This is a genomic window from Paraburkholderia sediminicola (assembly GCF_902859805.1).
GTDB lineage: Bacteria > Pseudomonadota > Gammaproteobacteria > Burkholderiales > Burkholderiaceae > Paraburkholderia > Paraburkholderia sediminicola.
The window spans coordinates 1,119,861-1,142,364 of record NZ_CADIKC010000001.1; the positions used below are offsets into that span (position 1 = coordinate 1,119,861).

20 protein-coding genes are annotated in these 22,504 nt (G+C 61.2%); 17 read left to right on the plus strand and 3 right to left on the minus strand.

Annotation, left to right across the window (positions count from 1 at the left end; all coding sequences use genetic code 11):
• Positions 1-71: 71 nt before the first annotated feature.
• Positions 72-350 (minus strand): flagellar transcriptional regulator FlhD, encoded by a 279-nt coding sequence (locus tag R8871_RS04965; protein WP_175049315.1) that lies wholly within the window; start codon positions 348-350, stop codon positions 72-74.
• 464 nt (positions 351-814) lie between these two features.
• On the opposite strand from R8871_RS04965, the gene R8871_RS04970 reads away from it, so the two are divergent.
• The 17 genes from R8871_RS04970 to R8871_RS05050 all read left to right on the plus strand — a co-directional run bounded on the left by R8871_RS04970 (position 815) and on the right by R8871_RS05050 (position 19,752).
• Positions 815-1,765 (plus strand): nucleoside-specific channel-forming protein Tsx, encoded by a 951-nt coding sequence (locus R8871_RS04970; protein ID WP_217468882.1) that lies wholly within the window; start codon positions 815-817, stop codon positions 1,763-1,765.
• A gap of 81 nt (positions 1,766-1,846) precedes the next feature.
• Positions 1,847-2,869 carry a purine-nucleoside phosphorylase gene (locus R8871_RS04975; protein ID WP_407673100.1) on the plus strand — a complete coding sequence of 341 codons (1,023 nt, stop codon included), beginning with the start codon at positions 1,847-1,849 and terminating at the stop codon, positions 2,867-2,869.
• Positions 2,870-2,973: 104 nt separating this feature from the next.
• The gene (locus R8871_RS04980; RefSeq protein WP_175049317.1) at positions 2,974-4,248 is read left to right on the plus strand and encodes a NupC/NupG family nucleoside CNT transporter; all 1,275 of its coding nucleotides are present in this window, start codon (positions 2,974-2,976) and stop codon (positions 4,246-4,248) included.
• Positions 4,249-4,264: 16 nt separating this feature from the next.
• The gene (gene deoA, locus R8871_RS04985; RefSeq protein WP_175049318.1) at positions 4,265-5,584 is read left to right on the plus strand and encodes a thymidine phosphorylase; all 1,320 of its coding nucleotides are present in this window, start codon (positions 4,265-4,267) and stop codon (positions 5,582-5,584) included.
• A 117-nt stretch (positions 5,585-5,701) separates the two neighbouring features.
• On the plus strand, positions 5,702-6,580 hold the full coding sequence (locus R8871_RS04990; protein WP_175049319.1) for a DMT family transporter: 879 nt from the start codon (positions 5,702-5,704) through the stop codon (positions 6,578-6,580).
• 82 nt (positions 6,581-6,662) lie between these two features.
• Entirely contained in the window at positions 6,663-9,035 is a 2,373-nt protein-coding gene (locus tag R8871_RS04995; RefSeq protein WP_175049320.1) for a bifunctional salicylyl-CoA 5-hydroxylase/oxidoreductase, read from the plus strand.
• On the plus strand, positions 9,032-9,805 hold the full coding sequence (locus tag R8871_RS05000; protein ID WP_175049321.1) for an SDR family NAD(P)-dependent oxidoreductase: 774 nt from the start codon (positions 9,032-9,034) through the stop codon (positions 9,803-9,805). Before R8871_RS04995 ends, R8871_RS05000 begins: the two co-directional genes overlap by 4 nt.
• Positions 9,802-10,359 carry a MarR family winged helix-turn-helix transcriptional regulator gene (locus tag R8871_RS05005; protein WP_175049322.1) on the plus strand — a complete coding sequence of 186 codons (558 nt, stop codon included), beginning with the start codon at positions 9,802-9,804 and terminating at the stop codon, positions 10,357-10,359. The genes R8871_RS05000 and R8871_RS05005 overlap by 4 nt, the downstream gene beginning before the upstream one ends.
• Positions 10,360-10,434: 75 nt before the next feature.
• On the plus strand, positions 10,435-11,286 hold the full coding sequence (locus R8871_RS05010; RefSeq protein ID WP_175049323.1) for an enoyl-CoA hydratase family protein: 852 nt from the start codon (positions 10,435-10,437) through the stop codon (positions 11,284-11,286).
• 1 nt (position 11,287) lies between these two features.
• The gene (locus R8871_RS05015) at positions 11,288-12,496 is read left to right on the plus strand and encodes an acyl-CoA dehydrogenase family protein (RefSeq protein WP_175049324.1); all 1,209 of its coding nucleotides are present in this window, start codon (positions 11,288-11,290) and stop codon (positions 12,494-12,496) included.
• The gene (locus tag R8871_RS05020) at positions 12,493-12,936 is read left to right on the plus strand and encodes an acyl-CoA thioesterase (protein ID WP_175049325.1); all 444 of its coding nucleotides are present in this window, start codon (positions 12,493-12,495) and stop codon (positions 12,934-12,936) included. The genes R8871_RS05015 and R8871_RS05020 overlap by 4 nt, the downstream gene beginning before the upstream one ends.
• The gene (locus R8871_RS05025) at positions 12,933-13,328 is read left to right on the plus strand and encodes a RidA family protein (protein WP_175049326.1); all 396 of its coding nucleotides are present in this window, start codon (positions 12,933-12,935) and stop codon (positions 13,326-13,328) included. Before R8871_RS05020 ends, R8871_RS05025 begins: the two co-directional genes overlap by 4 nt.
• A gap of 81 nt (positions 13,329-13,409) precedes the next feature.
• Positions 13,410-15,050 (plus strand): AMP-binding protein, encoded by a 1,641-nt coding sequence (locus R8871_RS05030; RefSeq protein ID WP_175049991.1) that lies wholly within the window; start codon positions 13,410-13,412, stop codon positions 15,048-15,050.
• 40 nt (positions 15,051-15,090) lie between these two features.
• Complete coding sequence (locus tag R8871_RS05035) at positions 15,091-16,314, plus strand: dienelactone hydrolase family protein (RefSeq protein WP_175049327.1); 1,224 nt, start codon at positions 15,091-15,093, stop codon at positions 16,312-16,314.
• Positions 16,315-16,425: 111 nt separating this feature from the next.
• On the plus strand, positions 16,426-17,103 hold the full coding sequence (locus R8871_RS05040) for a glutathione S-transferase family protein (protein ID WP_175049328.1): 678 nt from the start codon (positions 16,426-16,428) through the stop codon (positions 17,101-17,103).
• A gap of 189 nt (positions 17,104-17,292) precedes the next feature.
• Positions 17,293-18,795 carry a DHA2 family efflux MFS transporter permease subunit gene (locus R8871_RS05045; protein WP_175049329.1) on the plus strand — a complete coding sequence of 501 codons (1,503 nt, stop codon included), beginning with the start codon at positions 17,293-17,295 and terminating at the stop codon, positions 18,793-18,795.
• Positions 18,796-18,918: 123 nt separating this feature from the next.
• Entirely contained in the window at positions 18,919-19,752 is an 834-nt protein-coding gene (locus tag R8871_RS05050) for an AraC family transcriptional regulator (RefSeq protein ID WP_175049330.1), read from the plus strand.
• Positions 19,753-19,781: 29 nt separating this feature from the next.
• Here the strand turns inward: R8871_RS05050 and msrA are convergent, their stop codons facing one another.
• A complete protein-coding gene (msrA, locus tag R8871_RS05055; protein ID WP_175049331.1) occupies positions 19,782-20,519 on the minus strand; it encodes a peptide-methionine (S)-S-oxide reductase MsrA in 738 nt (245 codons plus the stop codon).
• Positions 20,520-20,568: 49 nt separating this feature from the next.
• Positions 20,569-22,443, minus strand: a complete 1,875-nt coding sequence (locus R8871_RS05060) for a cytochrome c biogenesis protein DipZ (RefSeq protein WP_175049332.1) — start codon at positions 22,441-22,443, stop codon at positions 20,569-20,571.
• Positions 22,444-22,504: the final 61 nt, after the last annotated feature.

The following is a 22,504-nucleotide window of genomic DNA, read 5'->3' on the forward strand; positions in this document are numbered from 1 at the left end:
TTTTGCTGTGTGGTGAAGCGCAAAGACCTGGGCGAAGTAGTTTTAGCTTAAGTTCGTTGCCCGACCGGCTGTCACGCCGGCGAACGCGCCATTGCAGCAATCTCAACCTGACTGTGCGTCAGCGTGGACAGCACCGTGTGATCAAGAAAGCGGAACGAGCAAAGTATCTGCGAAGTGGAGGCAAGCCTCTCGATCTCTTCAGGCGAGAGCGCCAGCAGAACATCGGCCACCTCCGACGACACGCCAAGACTGCTCATGCCCGAGGCTTTATCTTCCACAAGCAGGCGCCGGGTCAGGAGAAGATAGGCGAGATTTATATCGTGTATCAGGCGGTGCGTGTCGTGTTCCATTTCAGCTCCCCCGCGAAACCGACCGGATCGCCCCTGCTGTGAAGGCACCGCGCAGCGCACAGACGCAACAAACGTCGCCGTGTGTAGATGCTAGATCGGCGGCGGGTGCTGCGCAGTCAGGACTCGTGGAAATTTCGCTAGGTCGATGCGGAATCTTGCGTAGGGAACTCCCTACATGCACTGCGCGGCCCTAGCGCAAATCCAAATCCTGACCGATCAGACAGTTTTGGCATGGTTCCTGCATTTACTCGCGGCCTGCATGGGTATTGGCGTTTAAAGCTGACTGACCGGTCAACATTGGGGCGTCAGTGCACGCAGAACATGCGGCCTGCAGTTTAGCGGTGCTCCTGCCAAAGTTTGGAGAGATTCACACAGCAGTGGCTCATCGAAAATATTAACGACAGTAAGGATTCGATCCGATGATTAACATTAGGTATCCAAAGGAAATAAACGGAAAGAAATGGATGACTCGCGCAAAGCGCTGTGGCGCGCTTGCGACCTGGATCGGAATGGCGATGTCGGTCAGCCTGCTGGCCGCGCAAACGGCTTGGGCCGACGGATCCACCGACTCGACGCTTGCGGAAAGCGGTGCAGTCGTGACTGATCCGACGCCACGAACCGCGGCTTCTCCTTATGTGTCGAGCTGGTTTCACCAGAGTTTGGGCGTGATTGGCTCGAAGGACATCCGCTTCGGTCCGTATAAGACCAACGACGTGTACCTGGAGTACGAATACTTCGGCCGCAAGGGTCCGTTCGATTTGTACGGGTACGTGGATGCGCCGAAGGTCTTCGGCGTGGGCAGCAAGCATGACTCCGGCGTGTGGGATAGAGGGTCCCCTCTCTTCACCGAGCAGGAGCCGCGCGTATCGATCGACGACGTCGTCGGCAAGCATCTTGGCTTTGGTCCATTCAAGGAATGGTATCTGGCGTTCGATTGGATCTATGACCAGGGCTATAACATCGGCGGCCGCCAGAACACCCTGTATAGCGGCATCGGCACGGATATCGACACGCACACACCATTGATTCTGTCTGCCAATTTGTATGTGAAGCGCCAATGGGAGAACTACGGTGCGGCGAACGAGAACTCGTGGGATGGCTATCGCGCCCAGATGAAATACATCTATCCGCTTGGCACGTTCCACGGCGGCAATCTGACCTACGTCGGTTTCTTCAACTACGACTTCGGCTCGCGACTGCGCGAAAAGACGGGTGACGATAGCCGGACCGATACGGCCTTCGTCGCAACAAACGTGCTGATCTACTCGTTTACGCACTGGCGCTTCTGGACCGCGGCTCGCTACTTCCACAACGGCGGCCAATGGGCCGGTGGAGACCTCAACTTTGGCGATGGTCCGTTCGCAAACCGTTCGACCGGTTGGGGCTATTACGCCAGCGTCGGTTACCAGTTCTGATCTCATAGACAACGCAATTCAGATCAAGCCTCACAAACAATCAGGGACACCGATTTAATGTTAAAGCAAAATTTTTGGCGAATGCTTGCAGGATTGGGGCTCGCGATTTCGCTGGTGACCAACGCCCATTCCGCGGGTGATACTGCACAACGCCCGCGGCCTGTGAAGGTCCTCATCATCAGCATGTTCGGGCCGGAAGGCAAAGTGTGGTTGGACCATCTGGGTCCGATGGAACACGTCAAGGTACCGGGTCTGTCCGCGGACTACCCCGACGTCCAGTGCAACCACGACAGCGTGTGTGTCCTGACGACCGGTATGGGCCACACGAACGCGGCGGCCTCAATGGCCGCGCTGGTGTATTCGAGAAAATTCGATTTACGCAAGACGTACTTCCTCGTATCGGGCATCGCCGGCATCGACCCGGCGCAGGGAACGCTTGGCTCAACTGCCTGGGCGCGCTATCTGGTGGATTTCGGCATCCAGTGGGAACTGGATGCGCGTGAGATTCCGGCTGGATGGAAGTCCGGCTATCTCGGCATCAACACAAAGAGCGAAAACGAAAAACCGCCGCTGGATTACCGCACCGAAGTGTTTCAACTAAACGAGGCGCTGCTGCAAAAGGCCTACGCTCTTTCGCGCGACGTGACACTGACCGACAGCCCGCAGGCCGTCGCCTATCGCGCGAAGTATCAGAGCGCGCCGGCCAATCAGCGTCCGACCGTCATCCAGTGTGACACTCTCGCAGGCGATACGTGGTTCTCGGGCAATGCTTTAGGGCAGCGCGCCCGTGACTGGACCAGGCTTCTGACCGACGGCAAGGGCGTGTACTGCACGACGCAGCAGGAAGACAACGCGACCTTCGAGGTCGTCAAGCGTGCCCAGGCGGCAGGCCTCGCCGATACGCAGCGCGTGGCGGTGTTGCGCGCCGGTTCGGATTTCGATCGCCCGCCACAGGGCGGCTCGAACATCGACAACCTGCTCGATTATCAGAATCAGGGCGGCTTTGTCCCGGCGCTCAACAACCTCTATCTGACCGGCTCGCCGCTCGTGGCGGCGATCGTCAGGGACTGGAAGCACTGGAAAGACGGCGTACCGGCCAATTAAACACACCGTGTTGATTCTCACGACCGGTGGAAAAGATGTCCGCTTCCGGTCGTGCCGTCCGCCTCAATCCGGGGCGTTTTTTTCTAACTTCAAAGGGGAACTACGTGGATATCGTGCGCAGCGTTTGCGGCATGTTGATACTGCTGTTGATTGCCTATTTGCTATCGAACAACCGTGGCGCGGTCCGGCCCCGGACCCTTTTCGCCGCGCTTGCGACACAGTTGGCAATCGGTGCGCTCGTGCTGTTCGTCCCATTCGGGCGTAGCGCGCTCGCAGTCGTTGCCACCGCGGTCAACCGTGTGCTCGAAATGGGCAACCATGGGGTGTCGTTTATCTTCGGGGGGCTGGTCGACAGCAAGATGTTTGAGCTCTTCGGCGCGGGCGGTTTTGTGTTCGGCCTGCGTGTGCTGCCTATGATCGTCTTCGTGACCGCACTGATCGCGGTACTCTATTACGTCGGGATCATGAAGTGGATCGTCACCATCGTCGGTATGGCGCTGGAAAAATTGCTGGCGGTGAGCCGCATTGAGGCGTGCTCGGCAGTCGCAACCATCTTCCTCGGTCAAAGCGAAATGCCGGCGCTCGTGAAACCGTTCGTGCGGCAAATGACCAGTGCAGAGATCTTTGCCGTGATGTCGAGCGGGATGGCGTCGGTAGCAGGGTCCGTGCTTGCTGCCTATGCCGGCCTTGGCGTAAAAATGGAGTATCTGCTGGCCGCATCGTTCATGGCCGTGCCGGGCGGCCTGCTGTTCGGCAAGCTGCTGTATCCGACTGTCGAGCCAACCCAGATGAATATCGACGGGCTGGATTTCGACGAGAAGGGTTCAGCCAATGTCATCGACGCGGCAGCCTCGGGCGCGATGATCGGACTGAAGATCGCCATCAACGTCGGTGCGATGCTGATTGCCTTCATCGGTCTCATTGCGCTCGTCAATACGGGCGTAGGCGGCATTGCCGCATTGTTCGGCTTTGCGAACGTCACGCTGCAGGGTCTGCTGGGCGGCTTGTTGGCTCCGCTTGCCTGGATGATCGGCGTGCCGTGGCACGATGCGTCGCTAGCCGGCAACTTCATCGGCGAGAAGCTGATTCTCAACGAGTTCGTCGCCTATGGGGATTTGTCGCCGTACCTGAAGGACACCGCGCAGGTCGCCGCGGCGGGATTGCAGGTTCTTGATCCCAAGACGATTGCGATCGTATCGTTTGCGCTATGCGGTTTCGCGAATTTTTCGTCGATCGCCATTCTGGCCGGCGGATTCAATGCCGTGGCGCCGCAGCGCCGCTCGGAGGTGGCGCGCCACGGTCTGCGCGCGCTGGCGGCCAGCACGCTGTCGAATCTGATGAGCGCGGCGATTGCCGGTCTCTTCTTTTCCTTGCATTGATATTGAAGGAGTCGTCATGTTCCTGCCCCAGGAATTTATTCGCAAGAAACGTGACCGGCAGCCACTCGATCGAGACGAAATTGCAGCGTTTGTCCGCGGCGTGGTGGATGGCAGCGTCACCGAGGGGCAGGTGTCAGCATTCGCAATGGCGGTGTATTTCAACGACATGAGCGTCGACGAACGCGTCGCGTTCACCCTTGCGCAACGCGACTCGGGTCAGGTGCTCGATTGGCATGCGTTGGACCTGAATGGACCGATCGTCGACAAACACTCGACAGGTGGCGTCGGCGATCTGACCTCGTTGTTGATCGGTCCGATGGTTGCCGCTTGTGGGGCTTATGTGCCGATGATTTCGGGGCGCGGGCTCGGACATACGGGCGGCACACTCGACAAGCTGAATTCGATCCCGGGCTATAACGTGACGCCCGATACGAACGAATTTCAGCGCGCAGTACGCGACGTCGGCGTGGCGATCATCGGCCAGACTGCGCAGCTCGTGCCCGCCGACAGACGCATCTATGCGATCCGGGGCATCACCGCGACGATCGAATCCGTCGCGATGATCACTGCTTCGATTCTGTCAAAGAAGCTTGCAGCGGGGCTTGAAGGTCTGGTGATGGACGTCAAGGTGGGCTCGGGCGCGTTTATGCCGACTCCGGAAAAATCGTTCGAACTCGCGAGGAGCATCGTCGACGTCGGCAACGGCGCCGGCATGAAGACCACGGCGCTGCTGACCGACATGAACCAGTCGCTTGCGCCGTGCGCGGGCAACGCGCTGGAAGTTGCGTGCGCAATCGATTATTTGACAGGCAAGTCGCGTCAAGTTCGTCTGCACGAGGTCACAATGGCGCTCGCCGCGCAGATGCTGATCAACGGCGGAATCGCTACGGACGACCTGCAGGCGCGAGTCAAGTTACAGGCGGCGCTCGACTCCGGTGCGGCCGCGGAGCGCTTCGCGAAAATGGTGGCGGCGCTGGGCGGCCCCATCGACTTGATCGAGGCGCCTGCGCGTTATCTGGCCAAAGCGCAAATCAGGGTTCCGGTCGTTTCACCTGTGAAGGGACAGGTAGAGCGGATCGACTGCCGCGCGCTCGGCGTCGCAGTCGTAGAACTGGGTGGAGGCAGGGTGCGGGCGGAAGACTCAATCGACTACGCTGTCGGCCTATCGGAACTCGTGCCGCTTGGACAATGCGTGGACGTTGGGCAGCCACTTGGCTTCGTGCACGCACGCAGCGCCCGGGAAGCGGTGCATGCGGCGGCCGAGGTGCAGCGCGCATACACGCTTTCCGCGGCAGGCGAAGCGCTACCGTCGATCATCTATCGAATCGTTCAGTAGATGCGGCCGCCGAATCAAGACCAATATGTCCTATGGCGCCGCCGCTTTTGTTCTATCCGCAGATTTTTGACTTTGATGTACTGACGATCAATCTCATTGGTTGGCGAGGCATGCATTATGAGTCTTACAAAGGCTGCCTTCGTCCTTCTTGGCTTCATCTGGGGATCGAACTTTATCTACATGAAGTGGGCGGTGACCCTGATCAGCCCAATGCAGATCGCGTTTTTACGGGTACTCTTCGGCTTCCTGCCACTGGCGCTTGCCGCCTGGCATCAGGGAGTGATCAACCGTAGCCAGGTGCGTCATCTGCCTCACTTTTTCGTCATGGCCTCTGTGGCGACAGCTTTCTACTATGTTGCCATCGTAAAGGGCACTGCGCTGCTTCCCTCCGGCACCGCAGGTGTTTTGGGCGGCTCTATTGCTATATTCACCGCTATCTTCTCACGATTGCTCCTGCGAACCGAGAAGGTGAACGGGTTGATGGTGGTGGGCGTGGTTCTGGGATTTGCGGGCATCGTTCTGATTGCACGGCCTTGGGAAAGTGCAGACAACCCCATCGATCTTGCCGGCGTTTTCTGGATGTTGGCAGGTGCGATCACTCTCGGGCTGTCGTATGTTTACGTCCGCCGCTTTCTGTCGCCATTCAACCTCCCGCCCTTGGCGTTGGTCACGTGGCAGATAGGGCTGGCCCTGCTTATACTGACCTTGCTCACAGACTTCACCGGGATGCAGCACATACTGCGGGATTGGCGCGCGGCCGCCGGTGTCGTGGTCGGACTTGGTATCCTGGGAACCGGAATTGCCTTTCTGATCTACTACTTCCTGCTGCAGGAACTCGGCGCAGTTGCCGCTTCGGGCTCAACCTACATTACACCTACCGTTGCGCTTCTGATCGGTTGGGTCGCCGGGGAAAAGGTTGGCGCATTGGAAGTGATCGCCGTCGCCCTGATTCTCGCCAGTATCGCAATGTTGCAGATTGGACGGCAACGAGCATAGGAGCCCTCCCACAATTTACTTGACATCTAAACTATCGACGCCTAAATTACCCTCCAGAGCAAGGTCCACATGGAGAGTCAACATGCGCATCGTATGTATCGGCGGCGGCCCGGCCGGCTTGTATTTCGGCCTGTTAATGAAGGGCCGGAACCCGGCGTATGACGTCACGGTGGTCGAGCGCAACCGGCCCTATGACACCTTCGGCTGGGGCGTCGTATTCTCCGACCAGACACTCGGCAACCTGCGCGCCGCCGACGCCCCCAGCGCGGACGCGATTCTCGACGCCTTCAACCACTGGGACGACATCGAGATCAATTTCCGCGGCAGGCAGGTTCGCTCGTCAGGCCACGGCTTCTGCGGCATCGGCCGCAAACGTCTGCTGAATATCCTCCAGGCGCGCTGCGAAGAATTGGGCGTCAAGCTGGTTTTCGAAACCCAGGTCACGGACGACACCGTCTACGAAGCCGACCTGATCATCGCCTGTGACGGCGCCAACAGCGCTGTCCGTCAGAAGTACACCGCCACCTACAAGCCCGCGATCGACATGCGCGATTGCCGCTTCGTCTGGCTCGGCACCAAAAAGCTCTTCGACGCCTTCACGTTCGCTTTCGAAGAAACCGAGTTCGGCTGGTTCCAGGCGCATGCCTACCGTTTCGACGATCGAACTTCGACGTTCATTGTGGAAACACCGGAGCGCGTATGGCGCGCCGCCGGCCTCGATGAAATGAGCAAGGAAGACAGCATCGCGTTCTGCGAGAAGCTGTTCGCCAAGTATCTGGACGGCAACCCATTGCTGTCGAACGCCGCGCATTTGCGCGGATCGTCGCAATGGATTCGCTTCCCGCGCGTCGTCAACGAGGAATGGGTACATTGGCGCGGCAACGCCGATGGCACCGAAACGCCGATCGTACTGATGGGCGACGCGGCACACACCGCGCACTTCTCGATCGGCTCGGGCACCAAGCTCGCGCTCGAAGATTCGATCGAACTCGCCAACAGCATCGGCGCGCATCCGGGAGATTTGCCCGCTGCGTTGCAGCACTACACGGACGTCCGCAGTATCGACGTATTGCGTATTCAAAACGCCGCGCGCAATTCGACGGAGTGGTTCGAGCATGTCGATCGCTACACTTCGTTCGAGCCGGAACAGTTCGCCTATTCGCTGCTCACACGCTCGCAACGCATTTCGCACGAGAATCTGCGGGAGCGTGACGCAACCTATCTCTCGACGTTCGAAGACTGGCTGGCACACCGCTCAGGTATTGACCGCACGCCTGAAAAACACTCCGTTCCGCCGATGTTCACGCCTTTCACCTTGCGTGGCGTCACCCTGAAAAACCGCGTAGTCGTCTCGCCGATGGCGCAATACTCCGCCGTCGACGGCATCGCCGGTGACTATCACCTGATGCATCTCGGTGCGCGCGCCATGGGCGGCGCCGGTTTAGTCATGACGGAAATGACCTGCGTGTCGCCCGAAGCGCGCATCACGCCCGCTTGTCCCGGCATGTACGCGCCCGAGCATCTCACGGCGTGGAAGCGCATCGTGGATCTCGTGCATGCTCAGTCGGACGCGAAGATCGGCATTCAGCTAGGACACTCCGGCGCAAAAGGCTCGACGCGCGTGGCGTGGGAAGGCATCGACCAGCCGCTTGACGAAGGCAACTGGCCGCTCGTGTCCGCTTCGCCGCAGCAATATTTAAGCGGCGTCAGTCAGACCTCGCATGAAGCCACACGAGACGAACTTAAAGAAATCGAAGCGCAGTTCGTACGCGCCACGCAGATGTCCGCCGAGGCAGGCTTCGATTGGCTCGAACTGCACTGCGCGCACGGCTATTTCCTCTCGAGCTTCCTGTCGCCGCTGACCAACCATCGCACGGACGAATATGGCGGCTCACTTGAAAACCGTCTGCGCTACCCGTTGCAGATCTTCAAGGCGATCCGCGCTGTCTGGCCGCAAGATAAGCCGATTTCCGTGCGTATTTCCGCTAACGATTGGGTTGAAGGCGGCACGACGCCCGACGACGCCGTGCAAATCGCCCGTGCCTTCAAAGCCGCAGGCGCCGACATGATCGACGTCTCGTCGGGCCAGGTCAGCAAGCAGGAAAAGCCCGTGTTTGGCCGCATGTTCCAGACACCATTCGCCGACCGCGTGCGCAACGAAGCCGGCATAGCAACCATTGCCGTCGGTGCGATCTCGGAAGCGGACCACGTGAACAGCATCATTGCGGCAGGCCGTGCCGATCTCTGTGCAATCGCGCGACCGCATCTGGCCAATCCGTCGTGGACGTTGAATGAAGCCGCAAAAATCGGCTATCTGGACGTGACCTGGCCGAAGCCATACACGGCAGCGAAGTCGCAACTCGAACGCAATCTCGAACGTGAACGTGCACAGGCTGCGGCAAACGCAGGGTTGTCGCCGCAAGAACGCGCACAACGCGCTGAAGGAACCACGTGAATACGCCCAACACGACCCTCGCAGGACAGCACGCTGTCGTCACGGGCGGCGGCAGTGGCATCGGTGCGGCAGTGGCCGAAGCGCTGCTGCGCGCCGGCGCTCGCGTCACCTTGATGGGCCGCAGCGCACAACGTCTCGATGCGCAGCGGGAAAGTTTCAACGGACTCGGCGAGGTCGCCTGCATCAGCGTCGACGTCACGAGCGAAGCATCGGTCGAGAAAGCATTCGCACAAGCCGGCGCAATCGACATTCTCGTCAACAACGCCGGCCAGGCGCAAGCCGCGCCCTTCGCTCACACCGACATGGCGCTCTGGCAGCGCATGCTCGACGTGAACCTCACCGGTGTCTTCCTCGGCACGCGCGCCGTATTGCCCGGCATGCTCGAGCGCGGCCAAGGCCGCATCGTCAATGTCGCGAGCACGGCGGGACAGATCGGCTACGCCTATGTCGCCGCTTACTGCGCCGCGAAACATGGCGTGATCGGCCTGACGCGCTCACTCGCACTGGAAGTCGCGACGAAAGGCGTCACCGTCAACGCCGTATGCCCCGGCTACACGGAAACCGAACTGCTGCACGCATCGCTCGAACAGATCACCAGCAAGACCTCGCGCACCGAACAGCAGGCGCGCGAAACCCTGCTTCGCACGAATCCGCAGCGTCGTTTCGTGAGCCCGGAGCAGGTCGCCAATGCCGTGCTTTGGCTCTGCCAACCCGGCTCGGACGCGATCACGGGGCAATCCATTTCCATCTCCGGTGGAGAAGTAATGTGACCAAGTTATCGAACCTCAAAAAGACTACGGCTGCTGAAACCAAGCCGCCGCGCAAAGGCGTTGCCAAACCAGCGGAGAACGTCGTGGATCTGGAAATGAGTACCGGCGCCGATAGTCACATGGGCCTGCGTTTGTGGTTGCGCATGCTGACCACGACCAATCTCGTGCAAGCCGAACTGCGCAAGCGCCTGCGCAACGAATTCGACACCACGTTGCCGCGTTTCGATTTGATGGCGCAACTCGAACGTCATCCGGAAGGCCTGAAGATGACCGAACTGTCGCGCCGTTTGATGGTGACGGGCGGCAACGTGACCGGCATCACCGATCAGCTTGAAAAAGAAGGTCTGGTTTCGCGCGGCACCGATCCCAACGATCGCCGTTCGATCAGCGTGTGCCTCACACCCGCCGGCCGCAAGGCGTTCGACAAGATGGCCATCGCGCATGAGCAATGGGTTGTCGAACTGTTCGGTGGCCTGAGCCTCGACGAAAAGTCGCGGACCCATCAGCGCCTCGGCAAACTCAAACAACATCTGCTCGACAGTCTGAAAGACTGATCCGCACCGAATCCAGCTATGCATGTGACCAGAGTAAGACGTCAAAGCGCCAACTCTGGTCGACAGGAGATACTCATGACACGATCCAACGCCGACGCCCTACTGGCCGGCAACCGCCTGACGCTCGCCGGTTACGAGGCGCGGCACTTCGGCTGGTCGGTCGCCGACAAGGTCGCGACGATCACGCTGAATCGCCCCGAACGCAAGAACCCGCTGACGTTCGAATCGTATGCGGAGTTGCGCGATCTGTTCCGGCAACTCACCTACGCGACCGACGTGAAGGCCGTCGTGATTCACGGTGCAGGCGAGAACTTCTGCTCCGGTGGCGACGTGCACGACATCATCGCGCCGCTGATCGATCTGCCGATGCCGGAACTGCTGCTGTTCACGCGCATGACCGGCGATCTGGTCAAAGCGATGCGCCACTGCCCGCAACCCATCATCGCCGCAGTCGACGGCGTGTGCGCGGGCGCAGGTGCAATTCTCGCGATGTCGTCCGACATGCGGCTCGGCACCGCGCGCAGCAAGCTCGCGTTTCTGTTCTCGCGCGTCGGCCTCGCCGGTTGCGATATGGGTGCTTGCGCGATCCTGCCGCGCATCATCGGCCAGGGACGCGCCGCCGAATTGCTGTTCACCGGTCGCTCCGCAAGTGGTGATGAGGGCCACGCATGGGGTTTCTACAACCGCCTGTGCGAACCGGCAGCGCTCATCGCAGACGCACAGAAGCTCGCCGCTGATCTCGTCGCCGGTCCGACCTTCGCGCACGGCATCACGAAGAAGATGCTGCACCAGGAATGGAGCATGAGCATCGACGAAGCGATCGAATCGGAAGCGCAAGCACAGGCAATCTGCATGAGCACACGCGATTTCGAACGTGCGTATAGCGCGTTTGCCGCGAAGTCGCGCCCAGTCTTCGAGGGAGATTGAATTGAGCCCTAACAGCGATCTGGATCTGCACAGCGCACTCGCCTGGCCGTTTTTCGAACCACGTCATCGCGAACTGGCCGCGGGTATCGAAGCATGGTGCCGCGCGAATCTCTCGCACGTAGAACATGACGACGTCGATGCAACCTGCCGCCGTCTGGTCCGCGAACTCGGTGCAGCGGGCTGGTTGAAATACGGTGTCGGCGGCGTTGCCTATGGCGGGAATGGCGACACAATCGACACACGCGCCGTGTGCCTGCTGCGTGAGACGCTCGCCAAGCATTCCGGTCTCGCGGATTTCGCTTTAGCGATGCAAGGACTCGGCTCAGGCGCGATCTCGCTCGGCGGCACGCATGAGCAAAAGACACGGTATTTGCCGCGCGTGGCGAACGGCACGGCTATCGCCGCCTTCGCTTTGTCGGAGCCGGAAGCGGGATCGGACGTCGCTGCGATGTCCCTCTCAGCACGCGAAGACGGCGACTTCTACGTACTCGACGGCGACAAGACGTGGATCTCGAACGGCGGTATCGCCGATTTCTACGTCGTGTTCGCCCGAACCGGCGAAGCGCCAGGCGCACGCGGCATCACCGCGTTCATTGTCGATGCCGACACGCCGGGCCTGGAAATCGCCGAACGCATCGACGTGATCGCGCCGCATCCGCTAGCGCGTTTGCACTTTGCCGGCGCACGCGTGCCGCGCAGCCAGATGCTCGGCGCGCCCGGCGAAGGTTTCAAACTTGCGATGCGCACGCTGGATATTTTCCGTACGTCGGTGGCGGCAGCGTCGTTGGGCTTCGCGCGTCATGCAATGGCTGAAGGCCTCTCACGCGCGTCGTCGCGCAAGATGTTCGGACAGACGCTCGGCGATTTTCAGTTGACGCAGGCGAAGCTCGCACAGATGGCATTGACGATCGACAGCAGCGCATTGCTGGTCTATCGCGCGGCCTGGCTGCGCGATCAGGGCGAACAGGTCACGCGTGAAGCCGCAATGGCCAAGTGGCACGCAAGCGAAGGCGCGCAACAGGTGATCGACGCCGCCGTGCAACTCTACGGCGGCATGGGCGTGCAAAGCGGCACCGCCGTCGAGATGCTGTACCGCGAAATTCGTGCGTTGCGGATCTATGAAGGCGCGACTGAAGTGCAACAGCTGATTGTCGGCCGTGACCTTCTGAAGGCGCATGCCGCGGAAGTCATCAAGGACGCAGCGAAATGAACACGACTTTCGAACGACCTGTCCGCATCCGCTTCCAGCACTGCGATCCGGCCGGCATCGTGTTCTTTCCGCAGTATCTGGTGATGACCAACGCGTTGGTCGAAGACTGGTTCAACGAAGGCATGCAGATCGACTACGCGCAAATGATCGCGCAACGCCGGGTCGGTTTGCCGATCGTCAAGCTCGATTGCGAGTTTTCGCGGCCGAGCCAGATGGGCGAAACGATCACGCTGTCACTCAGCGTCACGAAGGTCGGGCGTCGCTCGATCAGTATCGAGATCGTCGGCCGGCACGGCGACGAAATCCGCTTCAGCGCGAAACAGGTGCTGGTGACGACATCGCTCGATCGCGGCACATCCATTGACATTCCCGCAGACATCGCGAGCGCGCTCGCGGCGTTTGTCCCACAGCCTGAATCCATCGAGGCGCATCGCTCATGAAAAAAGCTCTCCTTCCCGCCGGTTGGATCAAGCCGCGCGGTTACGCGAACGGCGTTGCAGCAACCGGCACGCAAGTGTTCATCGCCGGCCAGATCGGCTGGGACGAACAGGCGCAGTTTCAGACCACCGACTTCGCACAGCAGGCGATTCAGGCGCTCAAGAACATCCTCGCCGTCCTGCACGAAGCGGGCGGCAAGCCTGAGCATCTGGTCCGGCTGACGTGGTACGTCACGGACAAACGCGAATACCTCGCCTCGTTGAAAGATATCGGCCGTGCGTTTCGCGAGCTGATCGGCGACTACGACATCGCGATGAGCGCGATACAGGTCGTCGCACTGATCGAAGACGAAGCCAAGGTCGAGATCGAAGCCACGGCCGTGATCCCCCAGTAAGCACCCGAAACACGTAACACGCAACCCAGCCCCCAAGCCAACCGAAGCGCATTCAGCCGGCTCAACGCCCGGGAGACCATGATGGAACCGTCAGCACACGTCGATACCTTCGCGCGCGACAATCTTCCGCCGCAGGATCAATGGCCTGTCTTTCTGCTCGACAACCCGGACGTGGCTTACCCGGCGCGCTTCAATTGCGCGACCGAATTGCTCGACAGAACGATCGAAGCGGGACATCGCGACCGTCCGGCGATCTGGTCGGACGTGGATGGCAAACCGCAGGCGACCACTTATGGCGAGTTGCTGGCTTTGGTGAATCGCAGCGCGCATGTGCTGGTCGATGAAATGGGTTTGCATCCAGGCAACCGCGTGCTGCTGCGCGGACCGAACACCTTGCACATGGCGGTGACGGCGCTCGCCGCGCTGAAGGCCGGCCTCATCGTGGTGCCGACCATGCCGCTGCTGCGTGCGAAAGAACTCAAGCAGATCATCGAGAAGGCGCAAGTCAGCGCCGCGCTTTGCGACGCGCGCCTGACGGCTGAACTCGCGCGCTGCAACGATCCCAAGGACGAGTTCTACTGCGCAGGTCTGAAACAAACGCGCCTGTTTCACGATGATTCCGCCGATTCGCTCGACACCCTCGCGATCAACAAACCGGATCACTTCACTGCCTGCGACACCGCTGCTGACGACGTCTGCCTGATCGCCTTCACCAGCGGCACGACGGGCGCGGCGAAGGGCTGCATGCACTTTCATCGCGACGTCCTGGCGATGTGCGATCTGTTTCCGCGTCATGTACTAAAACCTTCGTCGAGCGATGTATTTTGCGGCACGCCGCCGCTCGCTTTCACATTCGGCCTCGGTGGCTTGCTGTGCTTTCCGCTGCGAGTGGGTGCGTCGACGGTGCTGATCGAGAAGCTCACGCCCGAGACCTTGCTGCAAACCGTCGAGCGTTTTCACGCGACGATCATGTTCACCGCGCCGACGTTCTATCGGCAGATGGCTCCGCTCGTTGCGCATCACGACATTTCGACCTTGAAGAAAACGGTCTCGGCGGGAGAGGCGTTGCCGGATTCGACGCGCCGCCTGTGGCACGAAGCAAGCGGCATTGAGATGATCGACGGGATTGGCGGCACGGAGCTGATCCATATTTTCATCTCGGCGCAAGGCGACACGATCCGCCCGCATGCCATCGGCCGCGCGGTGCCGGGTTACGTCGTGCAGGCCGTGGACGACGCCATGCAACCGGTCCCGGCTGGCACAATCGGCAAACTCGCGGTGCGCGGGCCGACGGGCTGCCGCTATCTCGCCGACGAGCGGCAAGCGAAGTTCGTTCGCGACGGCTGGAATCTTCCCGGCGACTCGGTTTATCTCGACGAAGACGGCTACGTGTTCTACCAGGCCCGCGCCGACGACATGATCGTCTCCGCCGGCTACAACATCTCCGGCCCGGAAGTGGAAAGCGTGTTGATGCAACACGAGGCGGTGGCCGAATGCGGGGTGATCGGCGTACCCGACGAGACGCGCGGACAGATCGTCAAGGCCTTCGTGGTGCTGAACCCAGGTTATACGCCTGACGACAAAATGGTCGCGCAACTGCAGGATTTCGTGAAAAATAGCGTGGCGCCGTATAAATACCCACGCGTCATCGCTTTCATCGGGGCGCTGCCGCGCACCGAAACCGGCAAGATCAAACGCTTCGAATTGCGCACGCTCGGGTAGCCCCTCATGTAGTCCCACTTTCCCGTTGGAGACACACCGCATGGCCGCCTCTTTCATCGAAGTCGTCGCCCAGGATGGCGGCCGTTTCAACGCCTACGTCGCGCGTCCAGCGCAAGGCTCGGGCCCGGGGCTCGTCCTCCTGCAGGAAATCTTCGGCATCAACGACACGATGAAGTCGATGGCCGACCGGTTCGCAGAAGAAGGTTATGTGGTGCTGGTGCCGGATCTGTTCTGGCGGAACAAGCCGGGCATTTCGCTCGGCTATGGCGAGGCCGATATGAAGCAGGCGCTCGACTATCTCGGGCGCTTCGACGTCGATCTCGCCATCGACGATATCGCGGCAACGGTCGCGACATTGCGCACGTTGCCCGAGCAGGCCGGCAAGGTGGGCACAGTCGGCTACTGTCTCGGCGGCAAACTCGCATTCCTGAGCGCGGCACGCACCGACGTGGACTGTGCGGTCAGCTACTACGGCGTCGGACTCGAAGCTTATCTGGATGAAGTGCCTGCCGTGCGCTGCCCAATGGTGTTTCACTTCCCCGAGAACGACGCGCACTGTCCGCCCGAAACGCGCGAGCGAATCAGCGCCGCATTGCGCACGCGCCCGCAGATCGAGCAATACGTGTACCCCGATTGCGATCATGCATTTGCCGCACCATCGCGTCCGCAGTACGACAAACCCGCCGCGATGATGGCCTATTCGCGCACGCTCGCCCTGCTCCGCAAAGTGCTGGGTCCGGTCTACGATCTGAACGCGTTGTGGGAAGCGCATTGCTATTACGAGTTCGCCACGCGCGACGTCGACGCCGTCATGCCGACCATGGTCGCGCAACCTTACGTCAACCACGTCCCAACCATGACCGGCGGCGTGGGGCATGACAAGCTCAAACGTTTCTACACGCATCACTTCGTCAATTCGAATCCTGCCGACACGAAGCTGATTCCGATTTCGCGCACGATCGGCGCGGATCGCATCGTCGATGAATTCATTTTCAGTTGCACGCATAGCTGCGAGATCGACTGGCTGTTGCCTGGCGTCGCGCCAACCGGTAAGTATTTCGAAGTACCGATGCTGGCCGTGGTGTGCTTTCGCGGCGACAAGCTGTACAACGAGCACATCTATTGGGATCAGGCATCGGTGCTGGTGCAGGTCGGCTTGCTGAATCCCGAGGGACTGCCGGTGGCCGGCATCGAAAGCGCGCGCAAGCTGCTCGATGAGACCTTACCGTCAAACCAGCTGATGGGTACGAAGTCGCGCGTGTGAGCTGTGGCCAAGGGTGGGCAGGAGAGCGAACTCGAGGGCAAGCAAATAGAGCCCCGCCTCGGCTCAACACCCCTATGATGTGACGCTTCACCGGCCAACCTCCCTCGATCCATGCTGACCGTCCATCATCTGAACAACTCCCGCTCGCAACGCGTGTTGTGGCTGCTCGAAGAACTCGGCGTGCCCTACGAGATCAAGCGCTACGAGCGCGACCCGAACACGATGCTGGCGCCGCCCGAGTTGCGTGCGGTGCATCCGCTCGGCAAGTCGCCGGTCATTACGGACGACGGCCAGACCCTCGCCGAATCCGGCGCGATCATCGAGTATCTGGTCGACAAGTACGGTCAAGGCCGCTTCGCGCCCGCGGCGGGCACGCCCGAGCGGCTGCGCTACACCTACTGGATGCACTACGCGGAAGGCTCGGCCATGCCGCCGCTGCTGTTGAAACTGATCGCCCTGCGCATCGCCAGCGCGCCGATGCCGTTCTTCGCCAAACCAATCGCCCGCAAGATCGCGTCGACGCTGCAATCGAGCTTCATCGATCCGCAGTTGAAGCTGCACCTCGGCTACATCAATAAGGAATTGGGCGCGACCGGCTGGTTCGTCGGCCATGATTTCACGGCGGCCGACGTTCAGATGAGCTTTCCGCTCGAAGCCGCCACCGCGCGCGGCGGCCTGGAAGGGCAGATTCCCGCCGTCGTCGATTTCGTGAAACGCATTCACGCGCGGCCGGCCTATCAGCGGGCACTGGAGCGCGGCGGCAAGTACGAACTGCTGGGCAGCGATTGACGGCCAACGCCGCCCAGGAATTCGTAGTTGTGGCTTAAAACTCGTGGGTGCTAGACTAAAAGTCCCCATTGCCATCAACGGGTTGCCGACCGGGCTTCGAATTTGTGCCGTGCGGCGGAACGTCCGGCATTCGCTTGCATCCGCTGGCGCCCGCTTGAGCTTGATGGACCACGGCAAAGGAGCCCCTGCATGACCCATTCCATCCACGGCAACAAACGCTGGCTGGCGCTGATCGTTCTGTGCCTTGGCGTGCTCATGATCGTGCTCGATACGACGATCGTGAACGTTGCCCTGCCGTCGATCGCCGCGGACCTCGGCTTTAGCGAAACCTCGCTGGTGTGGGTGGTCAATGCGTACATGCTCACCTTCGGCGGCTGCCTGCTGCTGGGCGGGCGGCTGGGCGATCTCTACGGCCACCGCAAACTGTTCCTCGGCGGCATCACGCTGTTCACGCTGGCGTCGCTCGCGTGCGGCATGGCGAACTCGCAAGTCCTGCTGGTGTGCGCGCGTGCCGTGCAGGGTTTGGGCGGCGCAGTGGTCTCCGCTGTTTCGCTGTCGCTGATCATGAATCTGTTCACCGAAGCAGGCGAACGGGCGAAAGCGATGGGTATCTACGGTTTCGTCTGCGCGGGCGGCGGCAGCATCGGCGTGTTGCTCGGCGGTCTGCTGACTAACCTGCTGAGCTGGCACTGGATCTTTCTCGTCAACCTGCCGATTGGCATCGCCGTCTACGCGCTGTGCGTGGCACTCCTGCCGTCGGCACGCGGCCATGCTCATGGCGAACGGCTCGACGTGGCCGGTGCGGTAACCGTCACTGCTTCGCTGATGCTCGCCGTGTACGCAGTCGTAAACGGCAATGAAGCGGGCTGGACCTCGGCGCAGACGCTCGGCCTGCTGTTCGCTGCGCTCGCGCTGCTCGCCGTGTTTCTTGTGATCGAAGCGCGCGTGCAGCATCCGTTGATGCCACTCGGTCTGTTCCGCTTGCGCAATGTTGCGACTGCCAACGTGGTCGGCGTACTGTGGGCGGCGGCAATGTTCGCGTGGTTCTTCATCTCTGCGTTGTATCTGCAGCGCGTGCTCGGCTACCGGCCCTTGCAGGTCGGGCTCGCGTTTTTGCCGGCCAATCTGATCATGGCGTTCTTTTCGTTGGGCCTGTCGGCGCGCGTGGTGATGCGCTTCGGTCTGCGGCTTCCGCTTGCCGTCGGATTGCTGGTCGCGGCAATTGGCCTCGCGCTGTTTGCACGCGCACCGGTCAACGGCAGCTTCGTGCTCGACGTGCTGCCCGGCATGATCCTGCTCGGCTTCGGCGCGGGCATCGCATTCAATCCCTTGCTGCTCGCCGCCATGAGCGACGTCGATCCGAGCGACTCGGGCCTCGCGTCCGGCATCGTCAATACGTCGTTCATGATGGGTGGCGCACTCGGTCTCGCTGTGCTCGCGAGTCTCGCGGCCGCACGCAGTGACGCGATGCAGGCGTCTGAAAACGCGGTGGCGGCGCTCAATGGCGGCTATCACGTAGCGTTCCTGTTCGGTGCGATCTTCGCGGCGGCGGCGGGGGTGTTAGGTGGTTTACTGTTGCGCCCAGGGCAACCTGGTGGTGCGAACGCAAACGCGGATGCGCACGGTGACGACGGCTCCACGGCTGCGCAGTCGCGTGGCGCCAGTAACGCGGCAGCGACCGAAAACTACTGACCTCTCCGATCTGAAACCAGTCCGACCGCGGTCAATCAGGCGCCCACCGCAAAACCGCAAGCGCGATCAAATGCGACGCATCGCGCCTGGCTATGCTGGCTTCATGCTGACGTGAGAGCCGAAATGAACCCCGTCGGAAAAGCGCTCTGGTTTATCGAAAGCCACTTTGCTCGCGAGTTGACGCTCGACGACATCGCCAACTGCGGATGCGTGTCGCGCTTTCACCTGGCGCGTGCTTTCGAAGCAGCCACTGGGCTTTCGGTGATGCGCTATGTTCGCGCGCGCCGCCTGAGCGAAGCGGCACGCCGCCTCGCCGACGGTGCGCCCGATATTCTGAGCGTCGCCATCGACGCCGGTTACGGTTCTCATGAAGCATTCACGCGTGCGTTTCGCGAGCAATTCGGACTGACGCCCGAAGCGCTGCGCGCGCGTGGTCACCTCGACAACATTGCTATCGTGGAGCCGATCAAAATGGACGAAACCCTTCTCGCGCATCTCGAACCGCCGCGTTTCGAAAACGGCAAACCGTTTCTCGTCGCGGGCCTGAGCGAGCGCTATACAAGCGAAACCTGCGCCGCGATTCCTTCGCAGTGGCAGCGCTTTGGCGAATACTTCGGCAGAGTGCCCGGCCAGCTCGGCAAGGTGGCCTATGGCGTCTGCTACAACGCCGACGACGCCGGCAATATCGACTACCTGTGCGGTGTCGAAGTCAGCGACTTTTCGGCATTGCCTGCCGAACTGGGCCGCTTGCGCATTTCCCCGCAGCGCTACGCGGTGTTCAGCCACCGCGAGCATATCTCGACCATACGGCGTACCTGGAACACGATCTGGAATCAGTGGCTGCCGGCATCGGGACATATTCCCGCCGATGCGCCCAACTTCGAGCGCTACGACGAGAAGTTCGATCCGGTCAGCGGCATGGGTGGCCTCGAGATCTGGCTACCCGTAAAGGCTTGATCCGAGCGTTGGGCGGCTCGCCCGGGAAACTAGCCGCTCACTTTGAGCAGCACCGGATCGTTGCGATACAGATCGGGAAACATGCGCTTCAGTCCACTCACCTTCGGCAGATCGTTAATCACGATATACGGGTAGTCGGGATGGAGCGCGAGGAAATTCTGGTGATAACTTTCTGCCGGATAGAAGCCCTTGAAATCCTCTACGCGCGTGACGATCGGCCCTGAAAATACGTGCGCCTTGTCGAGCTGCGCAATGTATGACTGCGCGACGCTACGCTGCTCAGGATTGGCTGGAAAGATGGCCGAGCGATATTGCGTGCCGTGGTCGGGCCCCTGGTAGTTCAACTCGGTGGGGTCGTGTGCGACCGAGAAGAAAATCTGCAGCAAACGTCCGTACGTTATCTGCGTCGGGTCATAGGTGACCTGCACCGATTCGGCATGCCCAGTATCGCCCTCGCTGACGGTTTCATATTGCGCCGTCCCGGCCGCGCCACCCGTGTATCCCGAGGCGACCTGCTTCACACCGCGCACGTGTTCGAACACCCCCTGAACGCCCCAGAAGCAACCGCCCGCGAACACAGCGGTTTCGCTGTGCACCGAGCCGACGCTCTCGTCGTGGGCCGGTGCCGGAATCTTCGTCATCGCTTCGGCTGAGTTCGCAATGCGCTGTGCAGCGAAGACGCCTGCCGCAATCGCGACGCAACCCGCGAGCCGGAAAAACGACGAACGCCTGCGCTGGGAAACCTTGCTAGTAGAGCTTGTGTGCATGATGTCAGTCTTTAAAAAAGAGTGGTTGAGTCACGTCGTCAGGCTCGGCTTAGCCAAACGTAAAGGCGAACGCTTGCACGCCCGGATCCAGAAACTCGATCGAGAACGTGTGATCCGCAACATCGCCGGTTTGCCGCACGAGCTGGTAAAGGCGCTGCTCGGTGACGATGCCGGTACCGTCGGCGGCGACGTCTGTTCCGTGCGCTGCGCCCGGGGCGGCGCCATCCACGCTTACGCGGAAGCGAACCGGCTTGCCGTCCTTGCCCGGACCGAGCACCAGATGCAGATCACGCGCATGGAAGCGATAGACGATGCGACCGGACGGCGCCGCGAGCGTCGCATGTTCAGCGCCCACATTCCACGCGCCAGCCAGCCCCCAATCGTTGACGGCGGGCTGTGACGGCGCCGTATAGGTATGCACCTTGTCCTCCGCTGCACCGCCGGGCGACGTGAAATTCTCGGCACGCTCGTATCCCACATAGGTTTCCGGCGATTGCATATCGACGCTGTCGGCCGCTGCCTGCACGCCTTGCGCGCTCGTGCCGGTGATACCGATTGCAACCTTCGACGCACTCGCATGCCCTGCCTCAGTCAGCAATTCCTGAATCACCTTTTCCGATTCTGCATAGTCGCCTTCGCCGAAATGGTGATAGCGGATCTGCCCTTTACCATCGACGAAATAATGGGCTGGCCAGTACTGATTGTTCAGTGCACGCCAGATCGCGTAGTTGTTGTCGATCGCGACGGGATAGTCGACGCCGAGATCGTGGACAGCCTTCTTGACGTTGTCGACATTGCGTTCGAACGCGAACTCCGGTGCATGCACGCCGATCACGACAAGCCCCTGGTCCTTGTACTTCTGCGCCCACGCTTTCACGTACGGCAGCGAACGCAGGCAGTTGATGCACGAGTACGTCCAGAAATCGACCAGCACGACTTTGCCGCGCAGGTCCTGAACCGTCAGCGGCGGTGAATTCAGCCACTGGACGGCGCCGTTCAAGGTCGGCAGCACACCTTCGACGGGCAACGCAGCCGCGCCGCCTGACGCGCCTTGAGAGGCACGCATCATCGCGCCGGCGTCGCTTGCATCGGCGGCGAGGTTGGCCGTCATCACGGCATCGTTGCCCGATGCGTTGGCTGCTGCGTTGGCCGGTGCATTGGACTTGGTCCCCGCCGCCACCGGATTCGCCGGCGTCGCGCCAGGCGACAGCTTGTCGACCAGTTTCTGTTCAAGACCACCGGTAGCGATGGTCGATACACGCGCCAGCACGCCGGTGTCGAGGCCGAGTGAAATCGCCACCACGCCGCACAGCATCGCCGCGCCGATCCCGCGGCGGATCCATTCGCCCGCGCCCAGCGAGCGCTTCATCGCCGTGAACACGTTGCCGCCGATCAGCAGCGCCACCGCGAGCGACGTCGCCGCACCGGCCGCATAGGCAACCAGCAACAGCGTGGTGCCGACGCTCGCGCCCCGCAATGCCGCGCCGGTCAGCACCAGGCCGAGAATCGGACCGGCGCACGGCGCCCACAGCAAGCCGGTGGCGATGCCCAGCAGAAAGGACGATCCCGCGCGAACCTGCTGACCGTCGCCCTGCGCGAAATTCGACAGGCGATTGCCGGCGCTCACCAGCGGGCGCATCAGATGGTCGGCGAAACGCGGCAGAAGCAGCGTCAGTCCGAAGATGGCGAGCAAGGCGATTGCAAGCCAGCGGCCATACTGGTTAGCCTGCGTGACCCAGCCGCCACCCACGGCGGCGAGGGTCGCGACGATGGCGAAGGTCAGCGCCATGCCGGCCAGCAATGGCAGCCCGCTGCGCACAAAAGGCTGATCGGCGCGCGCGAAGACAAACGGCAGCACCGGCAGGATGCACGGACTGAGGATCGTCAGAGCGCCGCCAAGATAGGCAAGAACGATGAGTAGCATGTCGGTTCCGGGCGATGTTGTAAGTCGGTTAGGATGGTTACGCGGCTTGGGTACGCTGCCA

Excerpts from the sequence above, each read along its gene's own strand:
- R8871_RS04965 (WP_175049315.1), bottom strand. The coding sequence starts at position 350 with ATGGAACACGACACGCACCGCCTGATACACGATATAAATCTCGCCTAT.
- R8871_RS04970 (WP_217468882.1), top strand. The coding sequence starts at position 815 with ATGACTCGCGCAAAGCGCTGTGGCGCGCTTGCGACCTGGATCGGAATG.
- R8871_RS04975 (WP_407673100.1), top strand. The coding sequence starts at position 1,847 with ATGCTTGCAGGATTGGGGCTCGCGATTTCGCTGGTGACCAACGCCCAT.
- deoA (WP_175049318.1), top strand. The coding sequence starts at position 4,265 with ATGTTCCTGCCCCAGGAATTTATTCGCAAGAAACGTGACCGGCAGCCA.
- R8871_RS04990 (WP_175049319.1), top strand. The coding sequence starts at position 5,702 with ATGAGTCTTACAAAGGCTGCCTTCGTCCTTCTTGGCTTCATCTGGGGA.
- R8871_RS04995 (WP_175049320.1), top strand. The coding sequence starts at position 6,663 with ATGCGCATCGTATGTATCGGCGGCGGCCCGGCCGGCTTGTATTTCGGC.
- R8871_RS05010 (WP_175049323.1), top strand. The coding sequence starts at position 10,435 with ATGACACGATCCAACGCCGACGCCCTACTGGCCGGCAACCGCCTGACG.
- R8871_RS05020 (WP_175049325.1), top strand. The coding sequence starts at position 12,493 with ATGAACACGACTTTCGAACGACCTGTCCGCATCCGCTTCCAGCACTGC.
- R8871_RS05025 (WP_175049326.1), top strand. The coding sequence starts at position 12,933 with ATGAAAAAAGCTCTCCTTCCCGCCGGTTGGATCAAGCCGCGCGGTTAC.
- R8871_RS05030 (WP_175049991.1), top strand. The coding sequence starts at position 13,410 with ATGGAACCGTCAGCACACGTCGATACCTTCGCGCGCGACAATCTTCCG.
- R8871_RS05035 (WP_175049327.1), top strand. The coding sequence starts at position 15,091 with ATGGCCGCCTCTTTCATCGAAGTCGTCGCCCAGGATGGCGGCCGTTTC.
- R8871_RS05040 (WP_175049328.1), top strand. The coding sequence starts at position 16,426 with ATGCTGACCGTCCATCATCTGAACAACTCCCGCTCGCAACGCGTGTTG.
- R8871_RS05045 (WP_175049329.1), top strand. The coding sequence starts at position 17,293 with ATGACCCATTCCATCCACGGCAACAAACGCTGGCTGGCGCTGATCGTT.
- R8871_RS05050 (WP_175049330.1), top strand. The coding sequence starts at position 18,919 with ATGAACCCCGTCGGAAAAGCGCTCTGGTTTATCGAAAGCCACTTTGCT.
- msrA (WP_175049331.1), bottom strand. The coding sequence starts at position 20,519 with ATGCACACAAGCTCTACTAGCAAGGTTTCCCAGCGCAGGCGTTCGTCG.
- R8871_RS05060 (WP_175049332.1), bottom strand. The coding sequence starts at position 22,443 with ATGCTACTCATCGTTCTTGCCTATCTTGGCGGCGCTCTGACGATCCTC.